The 15,324-nt window shown below is 71.8% G+C and carries 17 protein-coding genes; 6 read left to right on the top strand and 11 right to left on the bottom strand.

The genetic code is table 11. The features are described 5' to 3' along the window. Positions 1-127 precede the first annotated feature (127 nt). Positions 128-604, top strand: a complete 477-nt coding sequence (locus TK50_RS33715) for a hypothetical protein (protein WP_144420253.1) — start codon at positions 128-130, stop codon at positions 602-604. Here the strand turns inward: TK50_RS33715 and TK50_RS15520 are convergent. The 6 genes from TK50_RS15520 to TK50_RS15495 all read right to left on the bottom strand — a co-directional run bounded on the left by TK50_RS15520 (position 552) and on the right by TK50_RS15495 (position 5,013). Continuing rightward, positions 552-1,511 (bottom strand): hypothetical protein, encoded by a 960-nt coding sequence (locus TK50_RS15520; protein WP_043963376.1) that lies wholly within the window; start codon positions 1,509-1,511, stop codon positions 552-554. The genes TK50_RS33715 and TK50_RS15520 overlap by 53 nt on opposite strands. After that, a complete protein-coding gene (locus TK50_RS15515; protein ID WP_158499179.1) occupies positions 1,508-2,128 on the bottom strand; it encodes a thymidylate synthase in 621 nt (206 codons plus the stop codon). Before TK50_RS15515 ends, TK50_RS15520 begins: the two co-directional genes overlap by 4 nt. After that, entirely contained in the window at positions 2,118-2,789 is a 672-nt protein-coding gene (locus TK50_RS32955) for a hypothetical protein (protein ID WP_043963374.1), read from the bottom strand. Before TK50_RS32955 ends, TK50_RS15515 begins: the two co-directional genes overlap by 11 nt. Next, positions 2,786-3,196 carry a TIR domain-containing protein gene (locus TK50_RS34180; protein ID WP_043963373.1) on the bottom strand — a complete coding sequence of 137 codons (411 nt, stop codon included), beginning with the start codon at positions 3,194-3,196 and terminating at the stop codon, positions 2,786-2,788. Before TK50_RS34180 ends, TK50_RS32955 begins: the two co-directional genes overlap by 4 nt. Before the next feature lie 35 nt (positions 3,197-3,231). Further along, positions 3,232-4,239, bottom strand: coding sequence for a hypothetical protein (locus TK50_RS15500; RefSeq protein ID WP_144420251.1), 1,008 nt, complete (start codon positions 4,237-4,239; stop codon positions 3,232-3,234). 303 nt (positions 4,240-4,542) lie between these two features. Continuing rightward, on the bottom strand, positions 4,543-5,013 hold the full coding sequence (locus TK50_RS15495) for a winged helix-turn-helix transcriptional regulator (protein ID WP_241773999.1): 471 nt from the start codon (positions 5,011-5,013) through the stop codon (positions 4,543-4,545). Positions 5,014-5,144: 131 nt separating this feature from the next. Here TK50_RS15495 and TK50_RS15490 point away from each other — a divergent pair, with 131 nt between their 5' ends. Continuing rightward, the gene (locus tag TK50_RS15490) at positions 5,145-5,837 is read left to right on the top strand and encodes an SDR family NAD(P)-dependent oxidoreductase (RefSeq protein ID WP_043963371.1); all 693 of its coding nucleotides are present in this window, start codon (positions 5,145-5,147) and stop codon (positions 5,835-5,837) included. An 83-nt stretch (positions 5,838-5,920) separates the two neighbouring features. Here TK50_RS15490 and TK50_RS15485 read toward each other — a convergent pair whose 3' ends face one another. Next, on the bottom strand, positions 5,921-6,757 hold the full coding sequence (locus TK50_RS15485; protein WP_082106336.1) for an enoyl-CoA hydratase/isomerase family protein: 837 nt from the start codon (positions 6,755-6,757) through the stop codon (positions 5,921-5,923). Between the two features lie 262 nt (positions 6,758-7,019). After that, complete coding sequence (locus tag TK50_RS15480; RefSeq protein WP_043963370.1) at positions 7,020-7,259, bottom strand: winged helix-turn-helix domain-containing protein; 240 nt, start codon at positions 7,257-7,259, stop codon at positions 7,020-7,022. Positions 7,260-7,473: 214 nt separating this feature from the next. Between TK50_RS15480 and TK50_RS15475 the strand changes: the two genes are divergently transcribed. Genes TK50_RS15475 through TK50_RS15465 form a run of 3 tightly spaced genes read left to right on the top strand, consistent with a single transcriptional unit; the run spans position 7,474 to position 8,710 of the window. Then, positions 7,474-7,767, top strand: coding sequence for a DivIVA domain-containing protein (locus TK50_RS15475; RefSeq protein WP_229406363.1), 294 nt, complete (start codon positions 7,474-7,476; stop codon positions 7,765-7,767). Between the two features lie 2 nt (positions 7,768-7,769). After that, positions 7,770-8,087, top strand: a complete 318-nt coding sequence (locus TK50_RS15470) for a hypothetical protein (protein WP_043963369.1) — start codon at positions 7,770-7,772, stop codon at positions 8,085-8,087. A 59-nt stretch (positions 8,088-8,146) separates the two neighbouring features. Beyond that, positions 8,147-8,710: a GNAT family N-acetyltransferase gene (locus TK50_RS15465; RefSeq protein WP_043963368.1), complete on the top strand. Its 564-nt coding sequence runs from the start codon at positions 8,147-8,149 to the stop codon at positions 8,708-8,710. A gap of 6 nt (positions 8,711-8,716) precedes the next feature. On the opposite strand, the gene TK50_RS15460 is transcribed toward TK50_RS15465, so the two are convergent. Together TK50_RS15460 and TK50_RS15455 are read right to left on the bottom strand one after the other, a co-directional pair. Then, positions 8,717-11,422 carry a type 1 periplasmic-binding domain-containing protein gene (locus tag TK50_RS15460; RefSeq protein WP_052503798.1) on the bottom strand — a complete coding sequence of 902 codons (2,706 nt, stop codon included), beginning with the start codon at positions 11,420-11,422 and terminating at the stop codon, positions 8,717-8,719. A gap of 335 nt (positions 11,423-11,757) precedes the next feature. Further along, the gene (locus TK50_RS15455; RefSeq protein ID WP_043963367.1) at positions 11,758-13,557 is read right to left on the bottom strand and encodes an ABC transporter ATP-binding protein; all 1,800 of its coding nucleotides are present in this window, start codon (positions 13,555-13,557) and stop codon (positions 11,758-11,760) included. Between the two features lie 80 nt (positions 13,558-13,637). Here TK50_RS15455 and TK50_RS15450 point away from each other — a divergent pair, with 80 nt between their 5' ends. Continuing rightward, a complete protein-coding gene (locus TK50_RS15450; RefSeq protein ID WP_241773998.1) occupies positions 13,638-14,087 on the top strand; it encodes a MarR family winged helix-turn-helix transcriptional regulator in 450 nt (149 codons plus the stop codon). Here TK50_RS15450 and TK50_RS32285 read toward each other — a convergent pair. Next, a complete protein-coding gene (locus tag TK50_RS32285) occupies positions 14,032-15,198 on the bottom strand; it encodes an endonuclease domain-containing protein (RefSeq protein WP_052503797.1) in 1,167 nt (388 codons plus the stop codon). The two genes, TK50_RS15450 and TK50_RS32285, sit on opposite strands and share 56 nt — an antisense overlap. Between the last annotated feature and the right edge of the window lie 126 nt (positions 15,199-15,324).

The raw sequence follows: 15,324 nt of genomic DNA, 5'->3' as shown, positions 1-15,324 counted from the left end.
ACGCCCCGCCGCCCCCGCCCATTCTCAGAAACGGCCACACGACCAACCGGGGCAGCACCGTCGAGTCGACTTGGTCCACCCCTGTCGGTGTTTGAAGGGCGACGGAGCGCATGGCAAGCTTTGGGCCATGCGACGCGCCACGGGCGGGATCCGGCTGCCGGGCCGCCCGCGTCGCCTCGGTCACGACGAGTGCCGCGTGGTGCTGTCGGCGACGGCCGCGCTCTGTGCCGCGTACGGCATCAGCTGGCGGGTGGCCCCCGACGCGCCGGAACAAAATCTGCCGCACCTGTCCGAGAGCCTGGCACGGGCCCGCCGGGACGGCCGGGTCTTCCTGCTCCCGCCCGCTTCACGTTCCTGGCTCGGCCTGCGGTACGCGCACCCCGACACCGGCTACGCGCTGGCCCTGCTGCTCGTGTGGTCGTACGGCGCGAGCCGGCACGACGGCGACGAGGCGGGTGCCGGCGGACCGGTGGCGGTCGCGGTGTGGCACCTGCGGATGCTGTCGCCGCCGCACGCGCACCGGATGCTGGCCGACGTGGAGGCCGCGCTCGTCAGGCACCACGGGGCCCGTTGGGTGACCGAAGCGCCCGTTCGAGGTGCATGAGCAGCAGGAAGGGCCGGGCCCGCTGGGCCGCCTTGCGCCAGGTGAGGGCACGCAGCCCGTACTTGAGGACCACCGTCGAGGGGACGGTCGCCCCGAGGACGTCCCAGGCGATCTCCTCCGCCGCCTGCCGGGCGACCCGGGGCCGGGCGAACTCCGCCACCGTCTCGCGGTAGCGGCGGGTCAGCTCGCGCGCGGTGGCTTCCGGGGTCAGCACCGGGTCGTAACCGCGCGCCACCGCGAGCAGCGAGTCGTCCAGCAGGGTGCGGAAGGCGCCGTTGAGGCGTCGCGCATCGACGATCTGCGCCACGCTGAGCTGGCCGAGCGAGCCGATCCGCAACTGCCCGAGGACGTCCCGCACGACCGCCGCCTCGAACCGCTCCGTCGGTTGCTGCCCGAGGCCGCCGACCAGGTGCGTCCGCACGGCCGGGTTGGCCAGCATCCCGTCCTGCCGCAGCTCGGAGGAGATGACCAGGGAGGCCAGGTGGTTGCGCAGGCTGACGATCTCCGCCGCCCCCTGCCGCAGCGGCCGCGCCCCGTCCACCGCCGGCCGGTACGCCTCCTCCCGGACCGCGCGCATCACCTCGTCCATCCGGGTCAGGCTCTCGCGCAACTGCCCCTGGGGGACGACCAGGTCGGCCCGCCGGCCGCGCCCGGCGGCGCGGCCCACCCGCACCCGGCCCGCGTCGTCCACCTCGTACTCGTGGCCCCAGAGCCCGACCAGGCCCGCGTCGTGCAGGTCGTCGATCCGCCGGTTGATCTCGGCGGCGCGATCGCGGTACGCCGAGGCGACCTCGAAGGAGGCGCGCAGCACGACCCGGTCGGAGAAGAACACGACCGACTGGAGAAGCTTGTCGATCGTGTGCGGGTCGATCACGCCGCTGTCGAGCAGCGTCAGCGAACGGGTCATCGCGTTTCCGACAGGTAGGTCAGGTAGTCGACCTCGTAGAGGTGCGCACTCCACGCCTGGTAGCACACCTGGCTGCGGGTCAGCCCCAGGTCCAGGGCGGCGTCCGAGGCGAGCTGCGCGAAGGTGAGCAGCTCGGGCACCAGGCCCACCCAGACGTCGACGCTGCGCGCGGTCAGGAAGAGGACCAACTCGTCGGCGACGATCCGCAACGCCCCGCCCACCGGCGAGACGGGGAACCGGCCGCCGAGGTCCTCCTCCGGCTGCCAGGTCGAGAAGACCGCCGACCGGCTGTGCTCGTCCTGACGCAGCAGCGCGACGGCCTGGGCGAACTGGTCGACCGGTGTGCCGTCGGCCGGGGCCCACCGGCGCAGCCGTTGATGCAGCAGCGACGACTCCCGCTGGTCACCGAAGAGGCGGTCCCGGTAGTCCTTGATCAACTCTGGGTAGGGGTACCCGGGTGGTGGCGTAAGGTCGGCCGGGTTCCGCAGCCACACCGTCAGGCCGGGAAGGTCGAACGACACGCCGTGCCGGGTGGCGATCCGGACGGGCAGGTCCCCGGCGAACAACGCGACGACGTCGGGCCAGCCGGACGCGACCGTGGCGATCTCAAGCTCCACCACCCACCCCCCGAAGCCCCTCCCGCTGCCTCGGCACGGCGTCCCGGCCGAAGGACGGCAGCTCCAGCAAGGGCAGCGACTCGACGTCGATCAGCCCCGGGGCGGGGGACGCACCGGCCCGGGTCGCCAGGCACACGTCCGTCGCCAGCAGGGGGACGTCGTGGTCGAGCCCGTTCGCCGCCATCGTCTCGCCCGAGGTAACCAGCAGCACGCCGGCCCCGTGCGGGTCCGCCCTGATCACCCCTTCGGTGGAACCGCGCAGCGGCACGACGCGCGGCTGCCCCGCGTCGGCCCGCGCCGCGAGCCACGCCCGGGTGAGCGCCGGGTATTCGGTGTAGACGGTCCGCACGTCCCGGCCGGTCACCGTGCAGTAGGTGACGAACGACGTCCGCGCGGCGGGCAGCGCGCGCAGCACGAGCCCCGCGCCGCTGGCGAGCGACCACTCCACACACGTGTCGTAGCCGGTGATCCCGATGTCGACCACGCCGGTCGACACCAGTCGCGGGATGTCGAACCCCCGGCACAGGACCAGGGTGTCGCCTGCGGCGCGGTGCCACAGGGAGCGCGGGTGGTTGACGGCCAGCCCGGGAAAGAGCCCGCCGGTCAGTTCGGCGGCCGGGCCGTGCAGACGGCTCGACGAGCCGGGCGCGGCCACGATCACGCGGGGCCGCCGGGGCGGTGCGCGTCCCGGTCGATCCGCCGCACCGCGTCCCCGATCTCGTCGACCGGCACCACCGCGTCGGCCAACGCGCGCAGGGCGAACTCGGCCGGCTCCTCGGAGAACACGACGGCCTTGCCCTGGCCCACGGCGTAGCCCACTTCGATGCAGACGCTCACCCCCGCGTATCCGCCGTTGGCGATGACGAATACGGCGTCGGATCTGGCGACCTTGTCGAGGAATTCCCGGGTGAGGCGGATCTTGTCCGACTCGCCGACGCGCACCTGTTCCTCGCTGTAGTCGTAGCGGGGGGTGTAGACGGTCAGGCCGGCCTTTCGAAGAATCTCCTCCGCCCGCCGCGCGGTGTCGTAGAACTTCGAACTGCTGCAGATCGTGACTGAGCTGATCAAGGGAACTCTCTCCGTCGTTTCCGAGAAGGCGGAAGTCAGGTCAACGGCACGAGGTGCCGGGGTCTTTCGAGATATCTCGCGCCCGACCGGCGGAGAAGGATCTTCTCCCACAGCACGGACGGCGCGTCGACCTCCCTGGGGCGGGGCAGCAACCGCCGGTCGGCCAGGACGGGATAGTCGAGGTGGAACGGCCGCACCGCCAGCCGGGCGGGCAGGCCGGGGCTGATCGCGGCCAGCTCGCCGTGGAGCCGTTCCAGGTCGGCCACGCTCCAGTCGTTCGCGCCGACGGCCGGATACACGTCGAAGCCGAGGCCGACGGCGAACTCGACGCCGTTGCGGATCGCCGGCCAGAGCCGCGCGCCCGGCGGGAAGTGCAGGGTGGTGTGCAGCTTTACCCGGGGCAGCTCGGCGGTGTCGTCTGCGGTCAGCCGCACCGCGCTCTCCCGCCACGCGTACGGCAGCGCCGAGACGTTGGACTCCACCTTGAGCACGGTCGAGCCGAGCAGTTCGCGACGGCGCAGCTCACGCAGGACGCCGAGCACGAGAGCCGGGGCCAGCAGCGGTTCGCCGCCGCTGAGCCGCAGCAGGCTCAGCCCGCGACCAGAAGCCTGCAACGATTGTCGGAGCAGGACGAACTCGTCCACGACGGCCGCCGCCGTGGCGACGAAGCTGTCCACGCCCGACAGGTGGGCAAAGTCCACATAGCAGTAGGGGCACCGGAAGTTGCAGGCGGCGACGTGGGTGATGGCGGCGAGGTTGTGTTCGCTCCAGTGCCCGCCGAGCTCGGCGGCGACGGCGAGCGGGCTGTCCGACAGGTTGGCCTCGTGCCGCAGGGCCGCAAACTCGGGCAGGGAGGTGGGCAGCCGCAGCCGCTCGCGCCTGACCGGCGTGAAGAGGCGGAACTGCCGGCCCCGCACACCCCCGAGCGCCGTCAATCTGAGGTCGGTGAATGCGAATTCGCCGGCCCCGGCGTTGACGATGCGATAGGACCGGGCCAGCAGACGGCCACCGTCGGGCCCGGGGGACGGTGCCGATTCAGCCACGCGATCCTCCGTCGGGGTACGCCCGCGGCCACGTCACGCGATCAGCGGAGCGCTCAGGACAGGGTATCGACTACGCAGTGGACACCGATCCGGCTGTGGCGTCAGATATCCGTCATTTCCTCATCGCCACCGGGCCCAACCACAGTCGCCCGCAGATCCGTCGCTTTCGCTTCGTAGGGTGGGTCCGTCGGATCGTGATGCCTGGGCGTGACTGCGGGGTGACTGCGGAGTCGTGCTCGTTGGCTCGTGTCGGTTGCAGTGGATGCTGTGTCGACGCCGGGGTGGCATGGCGGCTCGTGTCGTTCAGTTCGCCGAGGTCGCCTGAGCGTTTCTGGCGTCGAACGCCCGCTGAAACTCCTGAATCTCGTCGCTGTGCGCTAGGGCCCATTCGTACAGTCGGGTGAACGGCTCACGGAATGACTCACCCAAGGGCGTAAGGGAGTACTCGACCCCGACCGGGGAGGTCTCGAGCACGCGGCGAACCACCAAGCCGTTGCGCTCCAGACGCCGAAGCGTCTGGGTGAGGACACGCTGGGTGACACCCTCCAGCTGCCGACGGATCTCGTTGAAGCGGGTGGGCTCTTCCAGCACCGTCAGCGCCATCATCGTCCACTTGTCGGCGACCTGGTCCAGGATCGGCCGGGTCGGGCAGTCCGCGACGAATCGGGGGCTTGAACCGGGTGCCGTGGTGGTCATGGGTATCCCTTCCGATACCTGGTGCGCCGAAAGTGCGTTCTTGACCAGCGCCTCCGACCCAACCAGCCTGGTATTCATGAGGAACCTACACTCCCTGCGACAACCACGGGGCAGGGGCGGGTGCACTCCGTAGGCACGTCACCGTCCGGCCGCCGTCCCAGGCTGCCCCGGCCAAACCCCAACCGCCTCTCTCCCCGCAAGGAACATTCATGGAAATCGCCACGTCCACTGTCGTCGTCACGGGTGCGAACAGGGGGCTGGGCCGCGCCTTCGTGACCGAGCTCGTTCGCCGCGGCGCGAAGGTGTACGCAGCCGCGCGCCGCCCCGAACTCGTCGACATCCCCGGCGTGACCGTGCTGGCTCTCGACGTCACCAACGCGGCCTCCGCAACCGCCGCCGCAGAGAAGGCAGTCGATGCCGACATCTTGATCAACAATGCCGCGACGAGCGCCGGAGGCAACCTGGTCACCGGCGACCTGGCCTCGATCCGCGACGTGATGAACACGAACTACTACGGAACACTGAACATGGTTCGCGCCTTCGCGCCCGTCCTCGGTCGCAACGGAGGGGGCGCAATTCTCAACGTGCTCTCCGGCGCGGCCTGGGAGACGGTCCCGGGCAACACGGCCTACGCCGCGGCCAAGTCTGCGCAGTGGGGTCTGACCAACGGAATCCGGATCGAACTCGCGGATCAGGGCACGCTGGTCAGCGCCCTCGTTCCGGGACTCATCGCGACCGAGACACTGCTGGCCTTCGCCGCCGAGCACGACTACCCCCTTCCCAAGGAGGACCTCAACGAGCCGGAGCACCTGGCGTCCCTGGCTCTTGACCGCCTCGCTGCCGGGGACATCGAGATCCTGGACCAGTCCACGATTCGCATGAAGCGTGCGCTGTCCCGGTAGTGCCGGGTCGACCGATCGCTCCAGCCGTCGAGGGGCGAGCGCTGCGTAGGCTCCCGGTCGAGGGCCTACGCAGCGCATCGGCGTCAGACGTCAGCCGCGACCTGGCGCAGGAAGCCTTCGAGATCACGCTCCGGCTCGGTGGTCTGCAGGTCCCGCTCCATCGCGAGCTTCATCTTCTTGGCTGGCGCGTCTCCGCTGACGAGCCGGTTCCACTCGTCGTGCTCCACGTTCAGGCCGCGAGTGAGATCCACGGCCGGAAGCGCACGCTTGGCTCCCTCGATCACGCCCGGGTCCAGGGCCGCGATGTTGCCGGCGAGCCGGGTCACGAACGCGTCGAGTTCAGCGTCGGGAATGGCCCGGTTGATCCACCCGTAGAGCGCCGCGGTCTCCGCATCGAGCAGGTCGGCTCCCAGCACCACTTCGAGGGCACGGTTACGACCCGCCTTTTCGAGCAGGAATTGAGTCCCCCCGCCGCCGGGAATGATCCCGAGCAGGACCTCGCTCTGCGCGATCTTTCCGCGTTCCGCGCCTGCGAACGCCATGTCGGCGGCGGCCACGAACTCCGCGCCACCGGCGCGGGCGATGCCGGCCAGTTTGACGATGGTGATCTGTGGCTGGCTGCGCAGCAGTTCCCCGATGCCCTGGTGGACGTTGACGTGCGGGTAGTCCTTCTTGACCGCCTCCAGCGCCGGGTAGCTGTCGAAGATCCCGAAGTCGACATGGGCGAGGAAGAACTCGTCGTGGGCGCTCTCGAACACGATCACACGCGTGGTGTCGTCCGTCCGCAGCCGCCCGAGCAGATCGTGCAGGTCGAGCATCATCTGTCCGTCCAGGGTGTTCACGGGCGGGTGGTCGAGCGCAACCGTGGCGACGCCACCAGCGAGGCGCACGCGCAAGGACGAGTAGTCGGGAAGGTGCATCGCATTTCTTCCAATCGGTTGCCGACAAGCGTGTAGGTTCCTCACGCATACCGATCATCCGGCGGATAGATCGAGCACCACAAGAACGCACTTTCGAGGTACCACGGATCGCCACGGATACCTGCCATATGCCGCGCGCCGACAGCGCGTCAGCTCCTGTCAGGCCCAGCCTTGACCGCCGGACTTGACGAGCACGACTGCTCGCCAGAAGGCTTACTCGCGCACGAGGATCCATTCACCGGCACGCGCACGCGTGTCGCGATCAGGGCTCCCGCATCCAGGTATTCGGATCGGTGACGAAGACACCCTTGCCCTGGTGGCGACGGATGACGCGCAGCGCCTCAAGCCGGACGTAGGCCAGCTGCACGGTCCCGTAGCTGACTCCGTAGTTCACACGGGTCTCGGCGACCGACGGCAGGCGGTCGCCAGGCTTCAGCTTCCCCGACCTGACATCAGCGATGACGTCGTCGGCGATGCGGAGGTATTCGGCTGATTCGGGCATGTCGCTCCTCGCGTGGCACCCCGAATTCGATCACACCTCGAATGCCTGAACAATGTGCTTTGACTTTCCTGTGTTCCCTAGTTATGTTTGTCGAGAGCTCCTCCTCGCGTGGCAACGGGGTCGGCTCATCCCCCGGTCGGGGCGGGTCTGCCCTGCCCGCCCCGACCCACCGCACGCACGCTCCACGCTCCCGTCTGCCCCGGAAAGGATCGTCGTGGCCCACGTGTACCGAGGCGGCCGGCTCTACGGAACGGGCCGGCCCGACCGGCTGACCCCGCACGAGGTGCGTACCTGGGCGTTCGACCCGCGTCGGCGGGGCGTCGACGCAGACCAGGTGCGCGAGTTCCAGGCCCGGCTGGCCGACGAGCTGGCCGGGCTGCACGAGGACGTGCGGCTGCTGACCCAGGAGAACGACCGGCTGAAACGGGCGCTGCGCGACTGGCAGGTCATGCACGCCCGGGAGTGCGTCCCGCCGGACGACGCCCGGCCCAACCGGGGTCACTGGTAGCGGTGCGCCCGGCCCCCGGTGACCTGCTGCGCGTCGACGGCCGGGCCTCGGTGCAGTTCGCCGGGGACCGGGCCGTCACCTTCCGCGTCGTGTCGGTGCCCGACCTGCCGACCTACCACGGCTGGATCTGGCTCGCCGGCTACGTCCTCGACCAGCGCGGCCTGGCCACCGCCAAGCGCGAGATCTACGTCCAGCTCGCCGGGCTCCGGCCTGCGGCCCCGGCGACGGCGACCGTCCCGCGTCGCTCGTCGTCACGCCCCGCGCAGCGGTCCGCGTCGACCCCCTCGGGAGTCGGTCGGGTTTCCGGGCTGCGGAGGTGAGCAGGCGGCGTCGGGAAAACCCGTTGGGCTGCCCGCCGCGCCTCGGGCACGATCACCGCGTGGACACCTATCTGGACACCGAGCGCCTGGCGCTGCGCCACTTCACCGCCGACGACGCGGACCTGCTGATCGAGCTGGACAGCGACCCGGAGGTGATGCGCTACCTGAGCGGCGGCGAGCCGACCCCGCCGGAGATCGTCCGCGAGCGCTACCTGCCGAACATCCTCGCCGGCTACCAGAAGTGGAACGGCAACTTCGGGCTGTTCGCCGCGCACGAGAAGGCCGGCGGCGCGTTCGTCGGCTGGTTCATCCTGCGCCCCGCACCGCAGGGCCCGCTGGACGAGGTCGAACTCGGCTACCGCCTGCGGCGGGCGGCCTGGGGCAACGGCTACGCCACCGAGGGCTCACGGGCCCTGCTGGGCAAGGCGTTCACGGAACTCGGCGTGCGCAGGGTCTGGGCGGAGACGATGACCGTCAACCGCGCCTCGCGCAACATCATGGAGAAGCTCGGCATGACGCACACGGAGACCAGCCCCGTCCCCGACGACATGGCGATGATAGAGGGCGCCGAGCACGGCGGCGTGCTCTACGAGATCACCAAGGAGCAGTGGGCGCGGCGGTAGCCGCGCTCACCCCTGGGTGGTGCACGCCCGGCGGTTCGGTGGCGGGGTGCCGTACAGCTCGTTCTCCGCCGGGTCGATCGGGTGCCGGTCGATCTCCCTCGGCACGTCCGACGGCGAGTCGAACGCCCTGCGGATGTCGGGCACGCAGAGCAGCGCGAGCCGCTTGCCGACCGCGATGCCGTTGGCGTCGAACCGGATCAGCCCGGTCACCCCCCGGTACGCGGGGTCGGCGACGTCGCGGATGGTGACGTACACCGTCGTGGGGGTGACCTCCCGGGGGTTCCACTCGCGGCCGGCGGGGGCGGAGAGGTTGCCGGCGATGGTCCGCACCGCCCGCAGGTGCAGCCGGGTCGCGTCGTAGGCCAGCCCGACCCGCTCCCCGATGGGCGAGTTGGACTGGCACAGCGACAGCACCGTCCGCACGTCGGTGAGGAAGAGCTTGCGCTCGATGTCGGTCGCGCCGATGATCCGGTTGCAGTAGGCCAGCTCGCCCTTGACCACGTACGCCAAAGGCAGGTTGTCCGGCGCGGGCCGGCGGGCGGCGGTGTTCGCCAGGTAGCGGTTGACCGAGTCGTCGCCGATGAGCAGCGGCACCCGGCCGCTGCAGTTCTCGGCCAGCCGGGCGGCGAACGCGCCGAACTCGGTGTAACGCCCGCCGAAGAAGACCACGCCGTCGCCGAAGCGGTCGGCACAGACCGGGGTCAGGTCGACCCCCTGCCGCCAGTACGTCTCCTGGTAGGCGTCGCCGCCGAAGCGGGACCGCAGGCCGTCGCGCAGCGTGTTGACGTACAGGTCGCCGCGCGCGCCCTCGTCCGGGTCGACGTTGCCGTACGTGTAGAAGTTGAAGATCCGCTTTTTCTTCAGCACCTCGGTGACGTGGTCGTGCACGAGGGTCGCCTCGTCGATGTTCGGCGCGGAGATCTGCAGGTAGCGGCTGGAGGCGTCGGCGATCCGGTCGGCCGACAGGGTCGGCGCGAGGACGGGCAGGTTGAGGTCGCCCAGCGCCTTGATCGCGTCCTGCACCGCCTTGCGGCTCTCCACCAGCCCGACCACGCCGAGCACCGTCGGCTCGTCGTGGGCCAGGTCGGCCAGCATCCGCACCACGTCGGCGGCGTACCGCATCTCCTGGCCCGCGTTGGCGACCACGATCCGCAGGTACGGGTTGGCCCGGTCGTCGTTGGCCTCCAGGTACGCGCGGCGCTGCGCCGCCGCCATGCCCTGCAACTCCTCCCGCTCCCCGGCGAACGTCTCCTCCCCGGGCAGCGCGTCGGGCTTGGTCAGCGACCCGAAGTAGACCAGGGTGACCCGGGGCCGGTCCCGGCGGACGGCCCACGCCGCCTCGACCTCCCGGTTCTGGTCGAAGATCTGCCGCTGCACGGCGAGCAGGGACGCGTCGCGGCTGAAGAGCTGCCGCCCGTTGTCGCTGTAGCCGATGCACTGGCCGTCGCGGACCGTCGTGTGCACCAGCCCACCCGTGGCCGACGGCGGCCACTCGCAGTCCGCCCGCCACCGCTGCACCTGCCCGGGGATCTGCCACACGCCGAAGGTGGTCAGCACGACCGCGACCAGCGCGACGAGGGCGACCGGCCGGGCCAGCCACGGCGGGCGGGGCGGCACGATCCGGGACAGCCGGTTGCGGAACGGGGTGAGGTCGGCCGCAGGGACCTCCACCTGGAGGTACCAGGCGTTGTCCTCCCGCGCCCGCCGGGCCCGCGCCAGGCCGCTGCGCCACGCCCGGTACGCCCCCTCCACCCCGTCCAGCGGGACGAGCTGGCCGGCGACGGCCGGGTCGGTGGGCGACAGCCCGTCCGGCGGCACGTCGTGGCCGTTCGCGATGACCAGCAGGGGATCGGAGCGGCCCGTCTCGTCGCGGACCGCGTTGATGAGCCTGACCAGGGCGTACCCGCCGTTGCCCGGGGCGAGGCCGTCGAGCAGGATCACCGGGCAGGCGGTGCGCCGCCACGGCTTGAGCCGCCACGGCCGGCGGCGGTACTCCACGCGCAGGTCCTGGAGGAACGCGTGCACGAGCAGCAGGTCGATCTGTTCCTGGTCCTCGGTCTCCCGGGAGGGGACGGTGAGCCGGCTGGCGAAGGCGACGAAGTCGCCGGCCGCGAGCTCGGGGGCGAGATACTGCTGGCGCAGGAACCAGCGGAACCGACGGCCCGCCCCGAACAGCCAGCCCTTGGTCAGCAGCCAGAACGTCACACGGGGCAGGACGCGCAGGACGAACCACAGCAGCACACCGAGCCAGCCCCCGGGGTCCGGCGGGGCCTGCTGCCCGTCCGACGCCGCCCGCTGCGACATCCGCTCGCGCAGTTGCCGGATCAGCTCCCGGCGTCGCCGGTTGGTCGCCACGCCGGTCAGGTCCACCTGCATGAGCCCGTCGGCGAGCGCGTAGTGGCGGAACGCCAGCCGGTCCGCGCCGCCGAAGTTGCCGGCCACCAGCCCCGTGTACGCCTCGTGCAGCAGCGCGCGCACGTCCCGGCCGGTGGCGTCGAGGCGGACGTGCGGCACCCGCCGCTCGTCTCCGGCGAACACGTGCGCCAGCATGGCCAGCGGTGACGGCGTGCCGGGCCGGGAGACCAGGCACAGCAGCGGCAGCCGCCAGCCGCGGCGCGCGGGCCGCAGCACCATCGACTCGATCAGCTCCACCAGCCGGTGGAATTCGGCGTACGCCCGCCGGCCCTGCTCGGGCACCCTCTCCTCGGTCATGTCCCCCCGCCCCGAACCCGCCGAAGAATCCGCGAAATCGTCGGTCCCGCCGCCTCGCCGGTAAGGGACACCCCGTCGTGCCGCACAACGAACAGTGAAACCGGTCGCTCGATGCTAGGCGGGGATCGAGGCCCCCGCCACGGCGCCAGGGGCCCGCACCGCAACTGTCAACTTTCCGATCCTCCACCGCGACCGCCCCCTCCCCCGGCCCTGCCCGGCCCCAACGCCGTTGATCAAGAGGTTTGCGTCAATGTCGATCAACTCTGACGCTTTTCTCTTGATCACCGACGAGAACGTGGGAGGGCGGCGGACCACCCGGTTGGGGCCAGCCGCCGTCAGGCGGCGAGGGTGGCGTAGCGGCCGGCGCGGTCGAGCAGGCTGGCGTGGGTGCCGGACTCGACGATGCGGCCGTGGTCAAGCACGGCGATCTGGTCGGCGTCGCGCACGGTGGACAGCCGGTGGGCGATCGTGATCGTGGTGCGTCCCCGGGCCAACTCGTCGAACGCCCGCTGCACCGCGCGCTCCGTCTCGGTGTCCAGCGCGCTGGTGGCCTCGTCGAGGATGAGCACCCGGGGGTCGCGCAGGAGGGTGCGGGCGATGGCGAGGCGCTGCTTCTCCCCGCCGGAGAACCGGTGCCCGCGCGAGCCGACCATGGTGTCGTACCCGTCGGGGAGGGCGGCGATGAGATCGTGGATCTGCGCGGCGCGGGCCGCGTCCTCGATCTCGCCGTCGGTGGCGTCCGGCCGGGCGTACCGCAGGTTCTCCCGCACGGTGGTGTGCAGCAGGTAGGTCTCCTGGCTGACCACGCCCACGACGGCGGCCAGGTCGGTCAGCCGCAGGTCGCGCAGGTCGACGCCGTCGATGGTGACCCGGCCGGCGGTCGGGTCGTGCAGGCGGCTGACCAGGGCGGCGAGGGTGCTCTTGCCGGAGCCGGTGTGCCCGACGACGGCCAGGCCGGTGCCGGCCGGCACGTCGAGGGTGATCCCGGCGAGGGCGGCGGTGTCGCTGCCCGGGTAGGTGAAGGTGACGCCCTCGATCCGCACGTGGCCGCGCGCCCGGCGCGGGTCGATGTCGACCGGGTCGGCGGGGTCGTCGACCTCGACGGGCAGGTCGAGATACTCGAAGATCCGGGCGAACAGCGCCATCGACGCGGTGACCGAGACGCCCACGTCGAGCAGGCCCATGAGCGGCCGGAACAGCCCGCCCTGCAGGGCGGTGAACGCGACCAGCGTGCCGATGCTGAGCGTGCCGGCGGCCCCGGGCAGGCCCGCGCCGAGGTAGATGAACGCGGGGATGGCGGCGAAGATGACGCTCATCGAGGCCATCCGCCAGCGGCCGGCGAGGTCGGAGCGCAGTTCCAGGTCGACGAGGCGGGCCGAGGAGGCGGCGAACCGGTCGACGAGCGCGCCGCCTGCGCCGAGGGTCTTGCTGAGCTGCACGCCGCTGATCGACAGCCCCTCCTCGATGGTGACGTTGAGGTCGGCCAGCTCGCGCTGCCGCTGGGCGGTGATCTCGCGCCGCATCCGGGCTACCCGGCGGGTGAGCCAGATCGACGGCGGCAGCACGACCAGGGAGATCAGCGACAGCCGCCAGGACAGCGCCACCATGGCCACGGCGGTGGCGACGACGGTGGTGAGGTTCGACGCGATCGAGGTGGCGGTGGAGGTGACCACCGTCTGCATGCCGCCGATGTCGTTGGTGATGCGGGACTGCACCTCGCCGGTGCGGGTGCGGGTGAAGAACGCGATCGACTGTCGGTGCAGGTGGGCGAAGACGTCGGTGCGCAGCCGGTGCATGACCTGCTGGCCGACGCGGGTGGAGAGCCAGGTCTGGACCACGCCGAGGGCGGCGGTCACGACGGCGACGGCGACCATGCCGAGGACCAGGCGGGACAGCAGGGTCAGGTCGCGCTCGGGCAGGGCCCGGTCGATCACCGCGCGCAGCAGGAACGGCGAGGCCATGGCGACGATCGAGGAGGCCACGATGATCGCGGTGACGGTGGCGAGCTGCCAGCGGTACGGGGCGAAGAGCCGGCCGACCCGGCGCAGCGGCACCTGGCGGGCCTGGGCCTTCTCGGCGGGGCTGATGGTGCGGGGGCCGCCCCGGCCCTCGCGGTGGGTGGTGGGTGTGTCCAAGGGACCGCCCTTCGGTCGGAAACAATGCTGAGGTTACCTCATCATGAGGGAGCAACAGCATTCTCTGCTACCGTATTCCGGTGAGCGCCGACATCCCGGTGAGCCCCGCCACTGCGGTGAGCGCCGACGAGGAGGGCCTGGCCGAGAGCTTCTGGGCCGTCGCCCGCCGGCTGCGCCACCTGTCCCGGCAGACCCTCGAACCGTGGCAGGTCAACCCCGGGCAGGCGCGCGCGCTGGGCATCCTCACCCGGCACGGCGCGCTGCGGCTCAGCGCGCTCGCCGAGCACCTGCGCATCGCGCCGCGCTCCGCCACCGAGGTCGTCGACGGCCTCCAGGAGCGCGGCCTGGTCGCCCGCCGCCCCGACCCGGCCGACCGGCGGGCCACCCTGGTCACCCCCACCGATGAGGGGGTACGCGTCGCCGCGGCGATCCGCGCCGCCCGACATGCCGAGGCCGAGCGCCTCTTCGGGGGGCTCAGCCCCGCCGACCGGGCCCACCTGGCCCGCATCCTGCGCACCCTGCGCGACTGACCGCCGACCTTCCCGCCTCCTTCTGCGCCCGGCCGGTCAACCCGTCAGCTCGGCTGGCGGTTGGCGGCTGGCGGCTGGCGGCTGGCGGCTGGCGGCTGGCAAGGATGGCCAGCACCTCGGCGCGTACCCGGTCCGGCTCGCGCACCAGCCTGCGGTGGGCGAAGCGGACCACGAGGATGCCCCGGGTCGCCAGCAATGCGTCGCGGCGCAGGTCGATCTCCCGCTGCCGGGGGTCACCGTGCGCGGTTGCCCCGTCCAGCTCGAAGTCGACCCGTTCCCGCTCGGCGTAGACGTCGAGATACATGGTGCGCCCCTCGATCCGTACCCGGAACTGCCGGCGCAGCTGGGGCATCTGCGCCCCGGTGAAGACGTGGTCGTGTCCCCATACTTCGAGGGGGCTGCGGCAGCCGGCGGACAGTCGGTCCAGCAGCACGCGCAGCTCGGCGCGGCGCGCCAGCCGGGGCGCTTGCGCCAGCGCTTCCCCGACGCGCGCCGGGGTGGTCAGGCCGTCGTTGACGGCGCGGATCAGCGGGGCGGGGCGGTCCACAACCGGCAGCAACGGCCAGGCGTCGACCAGCGCCCGCTCCAGCGGGACGACGGGCAGGCCCCGGCGGGTCACCGCCTGCGGCGGCTCGGGGCGGAAGCCGTGCCGGTGGTGCAACACCAGGCGCGGCGGCCGGGTGCGGAGCCCCGATCGGGCCGGCACGTCGAGGTGCACGGCCTCGTCCTCGGGTTGCCGGCGCACGCCCCAGATGTGCAGGGCGGTGGGTCCGCCGAGCGCGCCCCGCCCCTGCGCGTACGCCGCGGCGGCGCGGTGCCGCAGTTCCGGCGGGAGCACGGCGAGCCCAGCCGAGCCGGACAGAGGCGCAGCCAGCCCAGCCGAGCCGGGCGGGAGCACGGCAACTTCAGCAGAGCCAGGCGCGGGCGCGGCGAGCCCAGCACGGCCCGGCCGCGTCCGGCACGACTCGACGTAGACGCCGGGCAGCACGCGGAGCAGGTCGCCGGTGTCCACCGCGTGTCGCAGCACCCAGGCGGGCACCACCTGGGTCGCCAGCGTCCGGGTGAGCAGGCCGTCATGGCGGTCCAGCAGCGCTCGAAGCGGTTCGTCCACGGCATGGACGGTGTCGGTGGCCGTCCCCGCGCCGCAACCCCGCCGGCCGCCGGCTGTGGACAGGGGTCCGCTGTGGACGAGGCCCGCTCGGGGCGAGGATGTGGTAAGGCGTCCTCGATCGTCTGC

The organism is Micromonospora haikouensis (genome assembly GCF_000876225.1).
GTDB classification, from domain to species: domain Bacteria; phylum Actinomycetota; class Actinomycetes; order Mycobacteriales; family Micromonosporaceae; genus Micromonospora; species Micromonospora haikouensis.
This window is presented reverse-complemented; position numbering and strand designations above follow the sequence as displayed.